Origin of the sequence: Micromonospora sp. CPCC 205554, from assembly GCF_036902745.1 — a bacterium.
GTDB classification, from domain to species: domain Bacteria; phylum Actinomycetota; class Actinomycetes; order Mycobacteriales; family Micromonosporaceae; genus Micromonospora; species Micromonospora tulbaghiae.
The window spans coordinates 185165-204524 of sequence record NZ_JBAKHP010000001.1; the positions used below are offsets into that span (position 1 = coordinate 185165).

At 76.0% G+C, this 19360-nt stretch carries 13 protein-coding genes; 3 read left to right on the plus strand and 10 right to left on the minus strand.

The window, feature by feature from the left end; genetic code table 11:
- Positions 1-8: 8 nt before the first annotated feature.
- Together V6U82_RS00890 and pdhA are read right to left on the minus strand one after the other, a co-directional pair.
- Positions 9-1013 (minus strand): alpha-ketoacid dehydrogenase subunit beta, encoded by a 1005-nt coding sequence (locus tag V6U82_RS00890; protein WP_091417870.1) that lies wholly within the window; start codon positions 1011-1013, stop codon positions 9-11.
- A complete protein-coding gene (gene pdhA, locus V6U82_RS00895) occupies positions 1013-2212 on the minus strand; it encodes a pyruvate dehydrogenase (acetyl-transferring) E1 component subunit alpha (protein WP_334459028.1) in 1200 nt (399 codons plus the stop codon). The genes V6U82_RS00890 and pdhA overlap by 1 nt, the downstream gene beginning before the upstream one ends.
- A gap of 72 nt (positions 2213-2284) precedes the next feature.
- Between pdhA and V6U82_RS00900 the strand changes: the two genes are divergently transcribed.
- On the plus strand, positions 2285-2791 hold the full coding sequence (locus V6U82_RS00900; protein ID WP_013286599.1) for an Lrp/AsnC family transcriptional regulator: 507 nt from the start codon (positions 2285-2287) through the stop codon (positions 2789-2791).
- A gap of 4 nt (positions 2792-2795) precedes the next feature.
- Here the strand turns inward: V6U82_RS00900 and V6U82_RS00905 are convergent, their stop codons facing one another.
- From V6U82_RS00905 to V6U82_RS00940, 8 genes are all read right to left on the minus strand, one after another.
- Entirely contained in the window at positions 2796-3776 is a 981-nt protein-coding gene (locus V6U82_RS00905) for a DNA polymerase domain-containing protein (protein ID WP_334458585.1), read from the minus strand.
- A gap of 34 nt (positions 3777-3810) precedes the next feature.
- Entirely contained in the window at positions 3811-5964 is a 2154-nt protein-coding gene (locus V6U82_RS00910) for a hypothetical protein (protein ID WP_334458586.1), read from the minus strand.
- An 11-nt stretch (positions 5965-5975) separates the two neighbouring features.
- A complete protein-coding gene (locus tag V6U82_RS00915) occupies positions 5976-7088 on the minus strand; it encodes a VWA domain-containing protein (protein WP_334458587.1) in 1113 nt (370 codons plus the stop codon).
- Positions 7085-9418 carry a DUF5682 family protein gene (locus tag V6U82_RS00920; RefSeq protein WP_334458588.1) on the minus strand — a complete coding sequence of 778 codons (2334 nt, stop codon included), beginning with the start codon at positions 9416-9418 and terminating at the stop codon, positions 7085-7087. The genes V6U82_RS00915 and V6U82_RS00920 overlap by 4 nt, the downstream gene beginning before the upstream one ends.
- A complete protein-coding gene (locus V6U82_RS00925; RefSeq protein WP_334458589.1) occupies positions 9415-10518 on the minus strand; it encodes an ATP-binding protein in 1104 nt (367 codons plus the stop codon). Before V6U82_RS00925 ends, V6U82_RS00920 begins: the two co-directional genes overlap by 4 nt.
- Entirely contained in the window at positions 10515-14201 is a 3687-nt protein-coding gene (locus V6U82_RS00930) for a DUF4132 domain-containing protein (RefSeq protein WP_334458590.1), read from the minus strand. The genes V6U82_RS00925 and V6U82_RS00930 overlap by 4 nt, the downstream gene beginning before the upstream one ends.
- 72 nt (positions 14202-14273) lie before the next feature.
- The gene (locus V6U82_RS00935) at positions 14274-16571 is read right to left on the minus strand and encodes an FtsX-like permease family protein (RefSeq protein WP_334458591.1); all 2298 of its coding nucleotides are present in this window, start codon (positions 16569-16571) and stop codon (positions 14274-14276) included.
- A complete protein-coding gene (locus V6U82_RS00940; RefSeq protein ID WP_334458592.1) occupies positions 16568-17242 on the minus strand; it encodes an ABC transporter ATP-binding protein in 675 nt (224 codons plus the stop codon). The genes V6U82_RS00935 and V6U82_RS00940 overlap by 4 nt, the downstream gene beginning before the upstream one ends.
- 186 nt (positions 17243-17428) lie before the next feature.
- On the opposite strand from V6U82_RS00940, the gene V6U82_RS00945 reads away from it, so the two are divergent.
- Together V6U82_RS00945 and V6U82_RS00950 are read left to right on the plus strand one after the other, a co-directional pair.
- Positions 17429-18691, plus strand: a complete 1263-nt coding sequence (locus V6U82_RS00945) for a sensor histidine kinase (protein ID WP_334458593.1) — start codon at positions 17429-17431, stop codon at positions 18689-18691.
- Positions 18688-19356: a response regulator gene (locus V6U82_RS00950; RefSeq protein ID WP_128137249.1), complete on the plus strand. Its 669-nt coding sequence runs from the start codon at positions 18688-18690 to the stop codon at positions 19354-19356. Before V6U82_RS00945 ends, V6U82_RS00950 begins: the two co-directional genes overlap by 4 nt.
- Positions 19357-19360: the final 4 nt, after the last annotated feature.

Here is a 19360-nt window from a genome sequence, read left to right on the forward strand (position 1 = left end):
GCGTTCGGTCATGCCGCCACCCACCGCGTGTCGGGCTGGTCGTCCCACTGGAGCCGGGCCACGGTGTCCAGCACCCGGTCGACCGAGGGCAGGTGGGTGTGCTCCAGCATCGGCGCCGGGTACGGGATGTCCAGGCCGGACACCCGCAGCACCGGGGCGTGCAGCGCGTGGAAGCAGCGCTCCTGCACCCGCGCGGCGATCTCCGCGCCGACACCGGCGAAGCCCTGCGCCTCCTGGATCACCACGCACCGGCCGGTACGGCGCACCGAGGCGGTCACTGTGGCGTCGTCGAACGGCACGATGCTGCGTACGTCGACGACCTCCAGGTCCCAGCCCTCCTCGCGGGCGGCCTCGGCGGCGGCGAGCGCGACCGGCACCGCCGGGCCGTACGCGATCAGCGTGGCGTCGGTGCCGGGGCGGCGCACCACAGCGGTGCCGATCGGCGCGGTGCGGGCCGGCAGCTCGGCCTCGGCGCTGGTGAAGTAAAGCTTCTTGGGCTCCAGGAACACCACCGGGTCGGGGTCGTCGATGGCGGCGCGCAGCAGTGAGTACGCGTCGTCCACCGTCGCCGGGGTGACCACCTTCAGGCCGGGGGTGTGCGCGTAGTACGCCTCGGACGAGTCGCAGTGGTGCTCCACGCCGCCGATGCCGCCGGCGTACGGCACGCGGATGACGATCGGCACGCTGAGTGCGCCGCGGGTACGGTTGCGCAGCTTCGCCACGTGCGAGGCGATCTGCTCGAACGCCGGGTACGCGAACGCGTCGAACTGCATCTCGACCACCGGCCGTAGGCCGGACATGGCCAGGCCGACGGCGAACCCGACGATGCCGGCCTCGGCGAGCGGGGTGTCGAAGCAGCGCTTGTCGCCGAAGCGGGCCTGCAACCCGTCGGTGATCCGGAAGACGCCGCCGAGCTGGCCGACGTCCTCACCGAAGACGAGCACCCGGTCGTCGTCGAGCATCGCGTCGGCGAGCGCGGCGTTGAGCGCCTTCGCCATGGTCATGGTGGCCATCAGGCGTCCCCCTCCGCGTCGGCGGCCAGTTCGGCCCGGACCATCTCGCGCTGCTCGACGAGTTGCGGCGTCGGCTCGGCGTACACGTGGTCGAACAGGCTCAGCGGGTCCACTGTCGGCTGCTCGTCCATCCGGCGGCGCAGCGCGGCGGCGTACTCCTCGGCCTCCGCGGCGATCGCCGCGACGGCGGCGTCGTCGAGGACGCCCTTGGCCCGCAGGTACGCCTCGAGCCGGGCGATCGGGTCGCGGTCGCGCCACGCCTCGACCTCGTCGGCGTCCCGGTAGCGGGTCTGGTCGTCGGCGTTGGTGTGCGGTTCCATCCGGTACGTGTGGGCCTCGACCAGGTAGGGGCCCTTGCCGGCGCGGGCGTGCGCCACGGCGCGCTCCAGCACCGCGAGGACGGCCACCGGGTCGTTGCCGTCGACCTGCTCGCTGGGTACGCCGTAGCCGACGCCCTTGTAGGCCAGGCTCGGCGCGGCGGTCTGCCGGGACAGCGGCACGCTGATCGCGTACTTGTTGTTCTGCACCAGGTAGACCACCGGCGCCTTGAACACGGCGGCGAAGTTGATGCCCTCGTGGAAGTCGCCCTCGCTGGTGGCGCCGTCGCCGATGAACGCCAGCGCCACCGTGTCGCGCCCCTGGTACGACTCGCCGTAGGCCAGCCCGGCGGCGTGCACGCACTGGGTGGCGAGCGGGGTGCACTGCGGCGCGGTGCGGGTGGCGGCCGGGTCGTACCCGCAGTGCCAGTCGCCGCGCAGCAGCGTGAGCACCTCGACCGGGTCGAGGCCGCGCGCGGTCAGCGCCATCGACTCGCGGTAGGTGGGGAACACCCAGTCGCTGTCGCGCAGCGCGAGGACGCCGCCGATCTGGCACGCCTCCTGGCCGCGGGCGGACGGGTAGACGGCGAGACGGCCCTGCTTGGTGAGCGCGGTGGCCTGCACGTCGAAGCGGCGGCCGACGACCATGCGCCGGTACATCTCGCGCAGCGTCTCGACCGGCGGCTCCGGGTAGTCGTCGCGGGCCGGCAGCGGGGTCCCGTCGGGTTCGAGCAGCCGGACCGGCTCCCGCTGCGGCATGAAGCCGGCCGACGGGTCGGGTGCGGCCGGGGTGGTCTTCCGGCGGGTGCGCGGGGATGCCCTGCGGACCGCCTGGGGTGTGGTCGTCACGGCGGGGACCTCCTGGACGTGTGGTGGCCCTATGCTCCCGGTAGTGGATGATTGACTCAACATCCGGGATGAACCCGGGACGAATGGCACTGAAGGGCGGCTGAGGTGAGCCAGGAGACCGGCGCCACACCGGGCGCGGCGGGCGGAACGGGACGTTCGGCCGGGCCGCTGGACGAGGTCGACCGGCGGATCCTGCGCGAACTGGTCCGCGACGCCCGGACGTCCATCCGTACGCTGGCCGAACGGGTGCACGTCTCCCGCACGAACGCGTACGCCCGGGTGGAGCGGCTGCTGCGCGACGGCGTGCTGACCGGATTCACCGCGCGGGTCGCGCCGGAGCCGGCCGGGCTGGGCACGTCGGCGTACATCGCGCTCACCATCGAGCAGAACACCTGGCGGGAGGTCTCCGCCGAGCTGGCCCGGGTGCGCTACATCGAGCACGCGGCGCTGCTCAGCGGCGAGCACGACGTCCTCGCGCTGGTCCGGGCGCCGGACAACGCGACCCTGCGGGACGTGGTGCTGGACCGGGTGCAGAGCATCGCCGGGGTGCTGTCCACACGTACCTGGCTGGTGTTCGAGGAGTTCGACGGCACGCAGAGCCCCTGGGACTGACCGGTCACCGTTCCGGCGGCGACTCCAGCCCTTCGGCGTCGGCCCGCTCCAGCAGCGGTTCCAGCGAGTACCGCCGCTCGTCCAGCCCGGCGTGCGGGTCGCCGCGCCCGGCGAACCGCTCGGGCATGCTGACCACGTCGAAGTCCTCCGGGCGGGCGTCGTCCAGCTCGGACCAGTCCAGCGGCGCCGAGACCAGCGCCGCGGGCGTCGGCCGGATCGAGTACGCCGAGGTCATGGTGTGGTCGCGGGCCATCTGGTTGTAGTCGACGAAGACCGGCCGGTCCCGCTGGTCACGCCACCAGGTGGTGGTGACCAGGTCGGGTAGGCGGCGCTGCATCTCCCGGCCCAGCGCCAGCACGGCCCGCCGGCACTCGCCGAAGCTCCAGCGCGGCTCGATCGAGACGTAGACGTGGATGCCGCGCCCGCCGGTGGTCTTCGGGTAGCCCTCCAGTCCCAGCTCGGCCAGGTACGCGCGTACCTCGTGCGCCACCGGCACCACCTGCGCGAAGTCCACGCCCGGCATCGGGTCGAGGTCGATGCGCAACTGGTCGGGGTGCTCCACGTCGTCCCTGGACACCGGCCACGGGTGGAAACGCAGCGTGCCCAGGTTGGCCGCCCAGATCACCACCGCCAGCTCGCTCGGCGCCACCTCGTCGGCGGTACGGCCACTGGGGAACGTGATGTGCGCGGTGCGCACCCAGTCGGGCGCGCCGGCCGGGAGCCGCTTCTGGTAGAACGCGTCGCCCTTGTTGGTCTGGCGGGTGGCGACCTTGGCGCCCTCGAACACACCGCGCGGCCAGCGTTCCAGCATGGTCGGCCGGTCCCGCAGCGCGCGCAGGATGCCGTCGCCGACGGACAGGAAGTAGCGGACCACGTCCAGCTTGGTCAGCCCGCGCTCCGGGAAGTAGGGCTTGTCGGGGCTGGAGACGCGGACCAGCCGCTCCCCCACCTGGATCTCCTGCGCCGCCGTGGTCGCCACCGTCACACCGTAGCGATCCTTCCCGGCTGTGGGGATCGGCTCACCGGGACTCCGCCGTGACCGACAGCCGGATCCAGGCGTCGACCCAGGCCCGTACCGCCGGTTCGCCCGGGTCGGCGCCGAGCGTACCGGCCAGGCCGGACAGGGCCGCGCCGCAGCGGTCCAGGCCGACCCCGGCGAGACCGGCCGCCGTCGCGCGCAGCCGGTCCGGGAAGCCGGCCGGCAGGTGCCGCAGGCCGGTGTGCGCGGCCTGGGCAAGCAGCGCCGACGCCGTGGCCAGCGCGGCCGCGACCGGGTCGGGCCGGGCGTCGACCGCGCCGGCCAGCCGGCCGTCGCCCACCCCGGCTGCCAGATCGGGTACGACCACCGCGTCGGCGACCACCGCCAGCGGCTCGACGACGAGTCCGTCGGCGCCCCGGCGTACCGTCCCACTGACGTAGCGCGGCGGCCCGTGTGTGCCGTCCAGCGCCGCCGCGAGCGCGTCGAGCGCGCCCGGGGCGGCGCCGTGGTGGGTGGCGGTGATCGTCGCCGTGCCGCCGTCGGCACCGGTCACCGTGGCGTGCAGGCGCTGCTCACCGGCCGCGTACCCGATGGCGCGCACCTCGCGGAGCGCGAGCACCCGCACCGATTCGGCGGCGGTGCGGGGGCGCAGCAGCCGGGGCGGTCGCCCGGCCAGCTCGGCGGCGAGCGCGTCCGGGTCGCGGGCGAGCAGACCGGGCGGCAGCCCGGACCAGTCTCCCCCGCCGGGGGTCACAGTGGTGCGGGCCAGCCGGCCGGCGGCGAACCGGAGCCGGTGCGCGGCGCTGCGCACCGCCGACTCGGAGACCACGTTGCCGGTGGCGAGCGCGCCGAGCGTGGTACCGGTGACCCGCCGCGCCGCGAGTTCGTGCCCGGTGGGCGGGCCGTCGTCGGTGACGGGGTAGGCCCGGTGCAGCACCAGCACCGAGACGGCCGCCGGGTGGGCGAGCACCACGTCCACGCCCACCTCGCCGCCGCTGCACCGGACCCGGGCGCCGAGGCCGGTCAGCCGGACCCGCCGCAGCGGCGTTTCCGCCGGCTCGTGGGTGCCCAGCAGCCGCTCCGGCGGGGTGGCGCCGGCGTTGACCACCGCGCGCCTCCGCGCGGGCAGCTCGGCGAGCAGGTCAGCGAACGTGTCCGGCCGGTACCGGGCGCTACGCGCGGCGTACGCCTCCAGTTGCCCGGCCAGGTCGTCCAGCGCCAGCAGCGGCCAGCGCAGACCGGCCGCGTCGAGGTCGCGCCGGGCCGCAGCGAGCCGGGCGGCCACGCCGGAACCGAGGTGCGCGGCTCCGGTCAGCAGCACGTCGGCGGCCAGCGCCACCGCCGTGTCCAGCGCCGGATGGTCCGTCGCGGTGGCCGCGCCGCCGACGCGTACCTGCGCCTCGGAGCGGTCCGGCTGCTCCCGGTCGGCCGTCCGGCACGCCCACACCGCAAGGGCGATCGCCTCGCCGCCGTCGTCGGCCGCGTCGCCGCGCGCGTACCCGATCTGGCGGGGCACCAGGAAGCGGACCGTGCCGGTGGGCAGCTCCACGCGCGGGACCGGGTCGGCGGCGTCCGGCCGGTGGACCACCGCGGTGTAGCCGCGCCGCCGGCGCCGCTGCGCGGCGGCGAGCGCCGGGGCGCCGATCGCGGCGGCCAGTTCGTCGTCGGTGACGTCGCCCGGCGACCACCGCCACGGCTCGCCACCGGCCCCGGCGTCCCGGCCCGGCTTGGCGTCGTGGCCCGGCGCGACGTCCCGGCCCGGCGCGACGTCCCGGCCCGGCGTGGCGTCCTGGCCCGGCGTGGCGTCCTGGCCCGGCGTGGTGTCGTGGCCCGGCGTGGTGTCGTGGCCCGGCACGGCCTGCCGGTCCGGCGCCGCGGGCTGGTCCGGCGCGGCCGCGTGGCTCGGCGTGGTGGCGGCGTGCGTGCGCTGGTAGGTCAGGACGACGGCGAGCAGGTGCCGGCACACGCCCGGCGCCGGGCAGGAGCAGCAGCCGGCCGCCAGCCCGCCGCCGCCCGGTGGGAGCGTGACAGTGACCCCGTCCGGGTACGCGGCGCGCACCGCGCCGTCGGTGTCCTCGCTGAGCGTGGGCCGCTCGCCGGCGTCGACCTCCCTGGTGGCGCGTTTCACCAGGCCTCTGTTGCTCAGCGCGGCGAGCACGTCCGGGGTGAGCGCGATCAGGTCGGCGCGGGTCATGCCTCGTCTCCCTACCGGCCGACGTGCTCGGCCACGAACGCGGCCAGCTCGCCCGGCGTCATCGCGCCGGCCGCGGCGCCCACGTCGGCCAGCCGCTGGGCGGTGGCCCGGTCGTACGCCGGGTCGGCCTCCTCGTCCAGCGCGGCCAGGGCCAGCACGTGCGTGCCCTGCTCCACGAGTTGCTTCACCGACCGGACCAGACGCCCGGCGTCGCCGCCCTCGTAGAAGTCGGACACCAGCGCGACGATCGCGCGGCGCGGGTTCTCCACGAGCTGCGCGCCGTACGCGACCGCGCGGGCGATGTCGGTGCCGCCGCCGAGCTGCACCTTCATCAGCAGCTCCACCGGGTCGTCCACGTCGGAGGTCAGGTCGACCACGTCGGTGTCGAAGGCGACGAGGTGGGTCCGTACGCCGGGCAGCCCCCACAGGCAGGCGGCGGTCACCGCGGCGTGGATCACCGAGCCGAGCATCGATCCGGACTGGTCCACCAGCAGGATCACCTGCCAGCGGTCCAGGTGGCGGCGGGTACGCGAGAAGAAGTGCGGCTGCCGTACGTGCAGCCGGCGCTCGTCCGGCCGCCAGTGCGCCAGGTTGGCCCGGACGGTGCGCCGGACGTCGAAGTTGCGGGCCTGCCGGAACCGGCTGGGACGTCGCGCCCGGGGCCCGGAGAACGACTGCCGGACGTCGGCGGCCAGCCGCTCGACCAGTTGCCGCACCACGGCCTCGACCAGTTTGCGGGCCAGCCGCAGCACCTCCGGGTCCATCAGGTGCTTGGTGCGCAGCACCGCGCGCAGCAGCGCCGGGTTCGGCTCGACCCGGGCCAGCACCGCCGGGTCGGTGACGACCTCGTGGATGCCGTACCGCTCGACCGCGTCGCGTTCCAGCCGCTGCACCGTCTCCTTCGGGAACAGCCGGGTGATCCCGTCCAGCCAGTCCACAGTGGTCAGCGTGGATGGGCCGGATCCGCCGCGCCGCACGTCGCGGCGGCCCAGTTCGGCGTCGCGGCCGTAGAGCCAGTCCAGCGCGGCGTCCCGGCCGGCCGCCTCGGCCGACAGGCCGCCCAGGCTGTCCTGCGCGGCGTCGCCGAGCACCAGCCGCCAGCGTTCCCGCATCGGGTCGCTCACGTCCCGTCCCCCTCCCACAGTCCCTCCCGGCTCAGCACCGCGTCGACGCGTTCCTCCACCGCGCGGGCGGCAGCCACCAGCAGTGGGTCGGCGTCCAGCCGCAGCAGGTCACCGGGCGGCGCGTCGCCGCCGTGCAGCGCCTGCACGTGCCGGGCCACCTCGGCCCGCTCCCGGGGCGGGAACCAGCCGAACGCCTGCCGCAACGCCGGCAGCGCCACCAGGAAGTCGTGTGCGCCCATCGAGGCGAGCAGCTCGTCCACCACTGTGAGCAGCGCCGCGTCGCCGCTGACCACCTCTTCGCGGGCCAGCGCGAACAGCCCGCCCAGCCAGTCGCCGAGCGTGTCCGGCGCGGCCATTGCCCGGACCGCGCGGGCGGCGTCCGGCACGTCGCCCAGCGACCAGGCCAGGCCCAGCGCCGCGCCGCGCAGGTCCGGCGGGGCCGCCGCGTCGGCCGCCACCCGCCCGGCCACTGCGAGCGCGTCGGCCGGGTCGAGCCCCAACGCCGGACCGGCGTGGCGGACCGCGTCCCGGACCGCGACGAGCGCGGTGAGCCGGCCCGGTTCGGCCGGCGCGGCCACCGCGCGCACGCCCTCGACGAGCCAGAGCGCCCGGCGTACGGCGGCGGTGATCAGCGCGCCCAGCGGGGCCGTTCCGGCGCTGCCGAGGAGCCGGTCGTGCCGCCACAGGGCCAGTGCCACTGCGAGCGCCCGGCCCAGCGCCCGCAGGTCGGTGACCCCGCCCGCGGCGCGGGCGATCGCGGTCAGCGTGCGGGTGGAGTGCTCGGGCAGCCCGGCCAGCGCGGTGTCGAACAGCGTCGTGGCGAGCGCGTCGACGTCCGCGCCGAGCAGCGTCACCCGTTCCTCGGTCCGGGCGGTGACCGCGTCCAGGACGGTCGGGCCGTACCCGCCCGCCTCGATCACCCGGGCGAGCCGGTCCGCCGACGGCGCGGGAGACCAGCGTTCGGTGAGCAGCGCGTCCGCGCCCACCCGAGGGCCGCGTTCGCGGACGTGACCGGGTACGTCGAGCAGCCGCAGCCGGTGCAGCAGACGGCTGCGGGCCAGGTCGTCCGCGTCGGTCAGGTCCAGCTCGACCGCCTCGCGGCTGCCGATCCGGTGCCGTTCCAGCTCGGCGTCGACGTCGTGCACGAGCGGCGGCAGCGGCGTGTCCGGGTGCAGGCGGCCCACCCGGTCGCCGCTGAGCGCGGCCACCATCTCCACCACCACCGGATGGGTGCCGGGTGCCGGCGTGCCCCGGGTCGCCCACGGCAGCGGCTGGTCGAGCGCGTCGGTGACCAGCGCGGAGACCAGACCGTCGAGCACGTCGACCCGGCCCGGGTGGGCGTGGCCGCGCAGCCGGGCCAGCCCGCCGGCCATGCTCCGGGCGGCGATCAGGTCGGCGGTGGAGACAGGCTGCCGCCGGGTACGCAGCCGGGCCGCCACCGCCTCGGTGAGCGCCTCCGCGGCCTGGCGCGGGCCGTCCTCCCAGACCCGCTGGTAGTACGCCGGTGAGGGCATGCCGGACTGGTAGCCGACGAACGCGTCGAGGCGCCGGAACGAGTACGGCACGAGGTAGCTGCCCGCCACCGCGTCGGATGCCGGGGCGGGCACCTCCGGCCAGTCGTCCTCCTCCGGGCCGTCGCCGCCCGGGCTCGTGCCGTCCGGGCCGGCGCTGTCCGCGGTCAGCCGGACCAGGGCGGGACGGTGGAAGCCGCCGGTCACCACCAGCACCGGACGGCCCGCGGCCCGGCGCCGGGCGGCGCGTACCCAGCGGGCCATGTACGCCTCGCGGGCGGTGTCGTCCGCCCCGGCCGCCGACTCGCCGCGCAGCACGTCGAAGTACGTGTCGAGCCGCTCGGCCAGCCCGTCGTCCGGGCCGATCTCGAACAGGTGGTCCCAGAGCGCGTCCACGTTGTCCACCGCGAGCGTGGCGCAGAGCCGGCGTACCGCCTCGGCGTACCGCTGGTCGGCGTCGGCGTACCGGTTGGCGCGGTCGCTGAGCGCGGGATGCCACGCGGGCAGGTCGATGAAGCGCAGCTGCGCGCCTGCCTCCCGCCCGGCGGTCAGCGCCACCCACTCCGGCGAGTACGCGCAGAACGGGCTCCAGGAGGCGTGCCGCCGCGTGCGGTCGCGGTGCGCGGTGAACACGGCGATCGGCAGCTCGTGGTCGAGCAGCAGCTCGTCCATCCGCCCGTTCAGGTCCGCCGGCCCCTCCACCAGCACGTACGCCGGGCGCAGCCGGGCCACCGTGGCCGCCACCAGCCGCGCGCAGGCCGGACTGTGGTGCCGGACGCCGAGGAACGTGACGCCGCCGGGCGCCTCGGTGGCGCTCACCCGGGCAGCAGGTGCCGGGCGTCGTGCACCGCCCGCCACTGCGCGCCGGAGCGGCGGGACACCTGCTGTTCCAGGTAGCGCCGCAGCCGGGCCAGGTCCTCCGCGTCGTCCTTCGCGGCGGTGCCGGCCAGGCAGGCGACCAGGTCGGCGGCGTCGCCGGGTTCGCCGCGCAGGAACCAGCCCCGCAGCCCGACCGCGTGCGCCACCGACACCGCCTCCGCGGTGCTCATCACCGCCGACAGCCGCTCCATCGCGTCGCCGCGTTCGGTGATCCCGGTCCGCAGCTCCCGGAACGTTGTCACCAGCACCTCCAGCAGGTCGCGCCGGGGCGGCGCGGTCACACCGGATCGGCGCAGCAACTCGCCCGCCTCCGCCTCGACCAGTTCCAGCTCGGTGCCGAGGTCGGGGATCGGGAACACGGTCTCGAAGTTGAACCGCCGCTTGAGCGCGGCGCTCATCTCGTTGACGCCCCGGTCCCGGGTGTTCGCGGTGGCGATCACGTTGAAGCCCTCGCGGGCGAACACCATGGCGTCGGCGCCCGGCAGCTCCGGGATGGCGAGCACGCGGTCCGAAAGCGGGGAGAGCAGACAGTCCTGCACCTCCAGCGGGCAGCGGGTGATCTCCTCGAAGCGGACCACCCGCCCCTCGGCCATACCGCGCAGCAGCGGCGCCGGCACCAGCGCGCGCGGCGACGGCCCGTCCGCGACCAGCAGCGCGTAGTTCCACGAGTAGCGGATCTGGTCCTCGGTGGTGGCCGCGCCGCCCTGGATGGTGAGCGTGGAGTCGCCGCTCACCGCGGCGGCGAGCAGCTCCGACAGCAGCGACTTGGCGGTGCCCGGCTCGCCGACGAGCATCAGCCCGCGACTTGTCGCCAGCGCCACCAGCGCCCGGTCGATCAGCGACGGGTCGCCGACGAACTTGCGCCGGACCCCGGCCGCCGGGTCGCCGAGGATGAACCGCCGCGCGGCGCGCAGGCTCAGCCGCCAGCCGGGCGGGCGCGGGTCACAGTCGTCGGCGGCCAGCGCGGCCAGCTCGTCGGCGTACCGCACCTCGGCCGGGGGCCGCTGGGCCCGGTCGGCGGCCGGGTCGAGCGCGGTCACCGGGTCACCTCCGCCAGGTCGCGCAGCACCTCGGAGACGGTGACGTCGTCCAGGTCGCCGAGGCGGAGCTTGCCGCCGCGCCGGAACCAGTCGCCGTGCGGTACGTCGTTCACCCAGATCGCCTCGATCTTCTGGTCCGGGAACATGTCCACCACGCCGACCGCGATGCCGGGATCGAGGTCGATCACCACGGCCCGGTCGCCGGGTACGTCACGTTCCAGCCAGCCCTGGATGCCGGCGTCCTGGGGCGTGCCGCGTCGCCAGCCCCGCCGTTCCAGGCTGAGCAGCCGCCCGGCCGGGACCGTGACGCCCATGTGCCGGTGCAGCAGCGCCTCGCCGCGCTCGGCCGCGTCCAGCCGGTACACCTCGCGGCCGAGTTGCGGGAAGGGCTGGAGGATCTCGTAGTCGGCGAACACCTCCGACCAGGCCGGCACCGCCGCGCCGAGGCGCAACGGGTGCGCGATGGTGACGGTGGCGTCGTCGGGCAGCGCGTACGTCTCGTCGTCGACGTCGGCGAGCGTGCGGTCCTCGGCCACCCGGAACGCGGTGCCCACCGTCCCGGCGTCGTCCACAGTGGCCCAGACCAGCCGGCGGACGACGTGCCAGAGCAGCGGGTGGGACAGGAAGTAGCGGCGGAAGTCCGCGGCCGGCCAGCGCCGCCCGGTCACCATCGCCGCCTCGAAGCGGCGGATCTGGTCGGCGGCGAGCGTGCGCACGTCCTTCTTCAGGCCGGCGAAGCGCTTGTGCGCGGCGGGCGCCAGCGTGGCGTCGTCCCGGGCGCCGGGCTTGGGCAGGTCCTTGCGGCGGGCGCCGGTGCCGTCCACCACGTACGGCTTGAGCTGCTCGTCGAAGCCGACTGTGAACCGGCGCGGCCCGTAGTCGAGGACCAGGCTGCCGTCGGCGTCCAGGCCGAGGTCGGGCACCAGCCGATCGCCGAGCTGCTCGGGCGTCAGGCCCAGCCCGTCGGCGACCTCGGTGACCTTGCGCGCCGCCTGCTCCCGCAGGCCCCGGAACTTGACCTTCTGCGAGATGCCGTAGAGGTGCATCAGCGCCACGTCGGTGCCGATCTGCGCCAGCACCTCCAGGCCGGTCACCGCCCGTGTGTGCTGGCTCTCGCCGGGCCAGGCCCGGACCAGCGGCGCCAGCCGCCGGGCGGTCGAGTCGTCGCCGAGCAGGCCCAGCGCGGTGAACGCCCAGCCGTCCTTGGACGGCGCGCCGGCGCTCTGCCAGCTCTCGAACAGCGCCCAGGCGAACTCCGCCAGGGAGTCGGTGTCGCACGCCGCGCGGACGATCTCCACCCCCGGGTACGGCTCGCCGGGCGAGGAGATCGCGAGCATCGTGCAGAGGTGGCGTACCGCGTCGGCGGGCAGCGCCGCCGAACGGTCCCGCAGGAGCACCTGCGGCAGCACGGCCGGGTCCAGCCAGGCCGGCAGGCTCGGCATCCGGGCCGGGAGCTGGGCCAGCGGGTCGGCGTCGAGCATCGCCGTGGCCGCGGCGAGGGCCTCGTCCCCGTGCTCCCGGGCCACGCCGAGGAGCACCTCGCGGTGTTCCGCGGCGACCAGGCGTAGCGCCCGCTCGGCGGAGCGCCGGCGCGGTCCGGGCGTGCCCAGGGCGGCCGGCAGCAGCGCCCGTGTGGCGTACTCCGGGTGCCGCCGCAGCCAGGCCCGGGCGGTCGGCCGGACGGACTTGAGCCGGTCGAGCCAGTCGGCCATCAGGTCGGCGACCTCGCCGTCGGCGTACGGCAGCAGCACCTCGCCGACGCTCTTCGGCGCGGTGCGGGCCAGGTGCAGGGCGGTGGGCAGCGCGTCCAGCTCGTACCGGCCGGCGAGGCGCAGCATCCACCGGTCCGCGCCCCAGGACTCGTCGGGCCGCCAGGAGGGCAGCAGCGGCCGGGCCAGCTCCTCGGTGGCCCGGACGAAGAAGTGGATCGCCTCGTACGATCCGGCCCGCCCGGCGGCGACCTCGGTGGCGAGCGCGCTCAGGTCGTTCCCGTGCCAGTAGCCGGCCCAGCCGGGCACGATCGTGGACCACCGTTCCCGCTCGCCCGGCAGCCAGGCCATGGCGGGGGCGGCGGGACGCTCCAGCCCGGTCAGCGCCGGCGGGTCGACTCGTGGCCGCCGGACCGACCAGGGCGGCGTCACCAGCACCGGCGGCAGGCGGTCCGGCGCGGCGGCCGGCAGCGCGCAAGCGTCGTCGCGGATCCGCTCGACCCGTTCCCGCTGCGCCGGGTCCAGCGCCGGCAGCGCGGCCTCGACGGCGGCCGGGTTGGCCAGCACGTGCGCGCGCAGCAACGTGGCGGCCTCCCGCGCGGCCGGGCTGCGCCCCTCGGCGGCGGCCGACAGCAGGCGCACGCCGCGTACCGGGAAGCGGCGCAGCATCTCCGTGACCGCGGGCGGGACGTACCGGCGGTCCAGCCGGTCGAGCAGCACCGTCATCGGTTCGTCGCCGGGCAGGGCCGCCAGCAGCGACACCACCCGCTGCCGCCCGTCCGCGCCGGTGTGCTCGTGGTCGAACCACCCGGCCAGCACCGGCGCGACGGGCGGCCCGACCGCGGTGGTGGCGGTGACGATCGGCCCCTGGTCGTACATCAGCCGGTAGACCGCCAGGTGCCCGTCGAGGGCGTGGATCGCGTCCACGTCGTCGACCGCGCAGAGCAGCAACTCGGCGAGCAGCGGGCCCCCGTCGCGCGCCACGTCGGCGACGTCCCGGGCCACCCACTCCCGCTCGGTGGGCAGCAGGAACGAGGTGACCGTCCGCGCCGCCAGCGACCCGGACCGGTACCGGACCAGCGCGGCGCGGGCGGCGGCGTAGTCGGCGTCACCGGCCGCCGCGAGGTGCGCGCGAACCCGGCGCAGCACGGACTGGCGCAGACGCCAGTGGCCGTAGTTGTGTGACTTCTCCGCGTCGGCGCGGTTCAGCCGAGGCGGGGACGCCGACCCGGTGGCCGCCACGGTGATCTGCTCCGTCACGGCGACCGCCGCGCCGACCGGGCCGAGATCGGCGACCAGCAGGTCGGCGAGGGCCACCCCCTGCTGGTCGCGCCCGTGATAGCCGAGCGCCACCGCCACCGCTGCCACCAGCGCGGCCCCGCCCAGCGGACCGGGCTCGCCGTCCAGGTAGGCGCGCAACGCCGGGCCCAGCTCCGCATCGTCGGTGGCCCGCGCGGTGGCGGCCACCGGGGCGGCCACCGCGTCCAGCACCTTCCGCCCGGCGGCACGGCCCTTCGCGGCGCTCGGCAGGGCCGTGCCCGGCGTGCCGCCCCGGCGCGGGACCAGCATCCGCCGCCAGCCGGCCGGAACCTCGAACGCGTCCTCGTCCGGCAGCTCGCCGGCGGGCGACGTGGCCGACGGCGCCCCGGCCGGGTCGCCACCGGCCGAACGAGCGCCGACCGAACCAGCGCCGACCGGATCGGCGCCGGTGGCTTCCGGATCGCGCGGCGCGGCGGCGGGCACTCCGATGTGCCCGGTGGACGGCGCGACAGTCGTCTCGGCGTACCCCTTGCGCAGTTTCTCCGCGATCAGCCGGTCGGCGTGCGCGGCGGCCTCGGCCGGCGAACCCAGTTCCTTGACCTGGGTGCGGCCCTGCGCGCCGATGGATCCATAGCGGACCGTCACCGTCGTGTCGCTCCGCCCGACCTCCCAGAACTTGGCCGAACCGCCGCCCACGAACTCGAATCTGCGCACACCGTCTCCTTGATCGCCCGCAGTGTGCCGGGACCATAACCGCCCCCACCGACACCCGTGGAGCCGCGGGCGCTATTCGCTGCGCAGGGCAGTGGCGGTCCGGGTCCGGGCCGCCCACCCGGCCGGCAGCAGCGCTCCGAGCAGGGCCGTCAGCGGACCGCCCAGCGCCAGCGCCGTCAGGAGGAGCGGCCCGTACACGTCGAGCAGACTCTCCGGCAGGTGCAGTCCGCCGTTGGCGGCCATCGCCGGGACGACGAGCCGGTGCATCGCCACGCCCGCGGGTACGCCGAGCAGCCCGCCGACCAGACCGACAGCGGCGACCGAGGCGACCACCATCGCGACGGTCTGGGCCGGCGTCATGCCGAGCGCCTTGTACACACCCAGATCGTGGACCCGGTCGCGCAGGTCGAGGACGAGCATGTTGAGCACACCCAGCGCGGCCACCGCGAGCAGCAGCAGGGTCAGCGTGGCGGTCAGCCCCTCCACGACCAGCAGGAGCGGGTCGGTCTCCGTTCCGCTCGGCCGCGCGGTGAGGCCCCGGCCGGCGAGCGCGCCGGTCAGCGCCTGCGCGTAGGCGGCGGCGTCGGTGTCCGGGGCGAGCGCGATCCGGTACTCGGACGGGTTCCGGCCGGTGGGCGTGGCGGTACCGGTGAACACCGCCATCGCGGACTCGAACACCTCGCCGACGATGCGCAGGCGTACCGGCGTGCCCTCGATCCGCACCGTGACGGTGTCACCGATCCGGGCTCCGGTCGCGGTCAGCAGAGGTCCACCGGCGACGGCCTCGCCGGGTGCGGCGAACCAGCGTCCGGACACCAGCTCGAAGCCGTCCCACGCCGCGTCGCCGGTGATCGTCGTGACGGAGACCGGATCGGCGACGCCCGCGACGGCGCCCGGTGCCTGCGTGAGGCCGTACCTGGCGCGGGTGCCCGGCTGGGCGTCGATCGCCGCCAGCACCGCGGCCGGATCGGCGGTGGGAACGGCGGCCGGTCCGGCGTCCGGGTCGCCGTTCACCGTGACGTCCGCGACGTCCTGGGTGAGCGCGGTCTGGATGCGCAGCAGCGACGCGGCGAGCCCGGTCGCGAACGTCACCGCCGCCGCGCCCGTCGCCACCGCCAGCAGGATCGCGACCGTGCGCGCCGGCCGGGCGAACGGGCGGGCCAGGCCGAGGCCCACCGGCCTGGTCACCGGCAGCCGCGCCGCCAGCCGCGACGCCCACCGGCCCCGCGCCGGACCGGACGCCCGTCCGACGGCGATGGCGTCCACGGTACGCAGCCGGCCCGCCCTCAGCGCGGCCGTCCACGCGGTCAACGTCACCACCGTCAGCACCCCGCCGGTGGCCAGGACGGTCACCCACCAGGCGATCGTGGTGTTCGCCGAACCGTAGATCTGCTCGGTCTCGGCCAGCACCGGCAGCGCGATCAGGTTCCCGGTGACGGTTCCGGTGACGGCACCCACAGCGGCCGGGAGCAGCGTCTGCGCGACGAAGGCGCGGACGACGCCCGCCGGGGTGCAGCCCAGCGCCTTGAGGATGCCGATCCGGCGGGTGGCGGCGCCGACCGTCCCGGCGACCACGGTGCCGACCACCAGCAGCGCCATCACGATGCCGAGCAGCGCGAACGCGACGAGGAACGGCACGAAGACGGCCGCGTCCTCGACCGCCTGCTGCCGCACGTCGAGCCAGGATCGGGCGCCGGTGACCGCGCCGGACGGCAGCGTCGCGGCCACGGCGTCCCGGCCGGTGCCGACCTCCGTCGCGGTGCGCGCCTCCGCGAACCGGTAGAGCATCTGGTACCCGTCCGCCGTGTCCGGCCCGTCGAGTGCGCCGACGGCGGACGGCAGCACCCAGGCACCGGCGGTGTCGCTGATCGACCGGGCCGTACCGACCACCGTGAACCCGGCGCCGCCCGGCGTGGTCAGGCGGGCGCCGGGCGGCAGGCGGACGGCGCCAGCGCTCAGCACGATCTCGTCCGGACCGGTCGGCCACCGCCCGCCGGCCAGCTCGACCCGGTCGACCGGGCCACCCGGATCGGCGCGGGCGACGACTGTCAGCGGCGGCGTCCGCATCCCGCCGCGCTCGGTGAAGGCGACCACCAGCACCCGGTACGGGCCGGCGGCGGCCACCACGCCCGGCGCCGAGGCCGACGCGGCGAGCTGCGGTTCCGTCACCACACCGGAGTCCGCCCGCACGGTCAGGTGTGCTCCCCGCTGGGCGGCGAACGCGTCGTCGAAGGGCGCCTGCGACGCGACGAGCAGCCCGGCGCCGAGCACCGTGGCGGTCACGGCGGCGGCGGTGACCAGACCGACGACGACTGTCTGCACCCGGCGGCGCCGCACGCCGGACCGGACGACCCGGCGCAGCCCGCTCACCGTCGCACCTCGACCCGGCCGTCGCGCAGGCGGATCGTCCGGCCGGCGGACGCCTCGGCCAGCCGCAGGTCGTGGGTGACGAGCACGATCGTCTGGCCGCTGCGGTGCAGCTCGTCGAGCAGCCGCCGGACGTCCTCACCGGAGGCGGTGTCCAGCGCGCCGGTCGGCTCGTCGGCCAGCAGGAGCGCGGGCCGGTTGACCAGGGCGCGGGCGACCGCGACGCGCTGGCGCTCACCGCCGGAGAGTCGTCCCGGGTACGCCTGCGCGTGCCGGGCGATGCCGAGCGAGTCCAGCAGGGCGGCCGCGTGTGCGCGCGACGCGCGGGCCGGCGCGCCGGCGAGCTGGGCGGGCAGCAGGACGTTGTCCAGCACGGTCAGGTCGTCGAGCAGGTTGAAGAACTGGAAGACCAGGCCCACGTGCGCGCGCCGGAACCGGGCCGACGCGGCCTCGCCGAGCTTGTCCAGCCGGGTGCCCGCGACGGTGACAGTGCCGGCGTCCGGCCGGTCCAGCGCGGCGAGCAGATTGAGCAGCGTGGACTTTCCGCTGCCGGACGGGCCGAGCACCGCCACGCACTCGCCGGGCCGGACGGTCAGCGACACGTCGTGCAGCGCGGGCGGCCCCTCCCCGTAGCGGCGGGTCACCCCGCGTACGTCGATCACCGGATCGGTCATGTGTCGCCCCTCGCGGTCGGGCCGGTCGACTGGACGCCGTGACGTTAGGGGTGGGCCGCAGGTCCGGGCATCGGTCCGGGGACGCACCGCCGTACCGCCGGAGGTGGATCCTCGTCGGGGGTCATCCCTGCGATGTAGTCGCGGTGCACACCGTGGCCGATGCCCCGGCGGGCGCCGGCGGCGAGAATGTGGCTCGTGAGAGGCATCGTGGCGACCGGACCGCTGCCGAGGCCGGGCTGGCGGGCGCTGCTGCTCGACGCGGCGCTGGCTGGTGTGCTCGGGCTGGTGTGCTTCCAGGCCGCCACCGACGACGTCGGCGTCCCGCCCCCGCCGTTGCCGCCGCCACTGCCGCTGCCGCCGCCGGCGGTCCCGCCGGAGGTGCAGCCGGTGCCGCCCGGTTCGACGCTCGGGGCGCTGCTGCTGGTCTTCGTCATGTGCGCGCCGCTGGTGCTGCGCCGCCGGTATCCGCTCGCGGTGCTCTGGGCGACGACGGCCGCCGCGTCACTGGTGCTGGTGACCGACGGCGACGGGCAGCCGGCCCTGTACCCGTGCGTGGTGCTGACCTGCCTCGTCGCCGTCTACAGCGCGGCGGCGCACAGCCCGTACCGGCTGCTGGTGCTGACATCGGTCCCGGTGGTGGCGCTGCTCGCCCTGGGCCTGCGGGAGCTGATGCCGGTCACGGTGCCCCCGGCCCAGCTCCCGTTCGTCGTGCTGGCCCCGCTGGTGGCCGCCGCGGGCGGCCACCACGTGTGGCGGCGACGGGCGGGCGAGGACCGGCAACGGATCACCGCCGAGGCCCGCGCCCACGAGCGGGCGCTCCGCGACGCGGTCGCCGGTGAACGGGCCCGCATCGCCCGCGAACTGCACGACGTCGTGACGCATCACGTCAGCGTGATGGTCATCCAGGCCGGCGCCGCCCGGACGGTGCTCGCCGCCGCGCCGGCTCAGGCCACGGAGGCGCTGCTGGCCGTCGAGTCGACGGGCCGGTCCGCGCTCACCGAGCTGCGGCACGTCATGGGGTTGCTGGCCGAGTCCGAACCGGACGACCCGGAGGACCCCCAGCCCGGCATCGACGACCTGCCCGACCTGGTCGCACGCATGCGTGACGCCGGCGTGCCGGTGGGTCTGACCGTCTCGGGCGAGCGCCGGCCGGTCACCTCCGGTGTCGGGCTGACGGCCTACCGGGTGGTGCAGGAGGCGTTGACCAACATGGTCCGGCACGCGCCGGGCGCCGCCGGCACCGTCGTCGTCGAGTACGCCCCGGAGAGCCTGCGGATCGAGGTCGGCAACACCGAGCCCGGCGTCCCGGCCACGACCGGCACGACGGGCGGGCGCGGCCTGATCGGGCTGCGGGAGCGGCTCGCCGTCTACGGTGGGACGTTGCGCGCCGGCGCGCGGCCGGGCGCCGGCTACCACGTCGAGGCCCTGATCCCGTGGGAGGCGACATGACGGTACGAGTGGTGGTCGCCGACGACCAGGCGCTGGTCCGTACCGGGTTCCGCATGATCCTCACGGCCGGCGGAGTGGACGTGGTGGCCGAGGCGGCGACGGGCGCGGAGGCGGTCGACGCGGTGCGCCGCACCAGGCCCGACGTGGTGCTCATGGACGTGCGCATGCCCGAGTTCGACGGTCTCGAGGCCACCCGCCGCATCCTCACCGGGGCCGTCGCGGCGCCGCGGATCATCATCCTCACCACGTTCGACCTGGACCAGTACGTCTACGCCGCGCTCGCCGCCGGGGCGAGCGGCTTCCTGCTCAAGGACGTGACGCCGGAACACCTGGTCGCGGCCGTGCGCATGGTCCAGGACGGTGACGCGCTGCTCGCGCCCGCGATCACCCGCCGGCTGGTGCGGCGCTTCGCCCGCCGTGACCCGCAGACGGCGGCGGTGCACCGCGACCTGGCCACGCTGACCCGGCGCGAGACGGAGGTCCTGCGCCTGCTGGCGGGCGGCCTGAGCAACGCCGAGCTCGCGGACGCGCTGCACCTGTCCGAGGCGACGGTGAAGACCCACGTCGCCCGGATCCTCGCCAAACTCGGTCTGCGCGACCGGGTCCAGGCGGTGGTGGTCGCCTACGAGACGGGCCTGGTGAGTCCCGGTTCGCCGGAGGACTGACCGT

Coding starts and splice junctions, on each gene's coding strand:
- V6U82_RS00890 (WP_091417870.1), bottom strand. CDS start 1,013: ATGGCCACCATGACCATGGCGAAGGCGCTCAACGCCGCGCTCGCCGAC.
- V6U82_RS00910 (WP_334458586.1), bottom strand. CDS start 5,964: ATGACCCGCGCCGACCTGATCGCGCTCACCCCGGACGTGCTCGCCGCG.
- V6U82_RS00940 (WP_334458592.1), bottom strand. CDS start 17,242: ATGACCGATCCGGTGATCGACGTACGCGGGGTGACCCGCCGCTACGGG.
- V6U82_RS00945 (WP_334458593.1), top strand. CDS start 17,429: ATGTGGCTCGTGAGAGGCATCGTGGCGACCGGACCGCTGCCGAGGCCG.
- V6U82_RS00950 (WP_128137249.1), top strand. CDS start 18,688: ATGACGGTACGAGTGGTGGTCGCCGACGACCAGGCGCTGGTCCGTACC.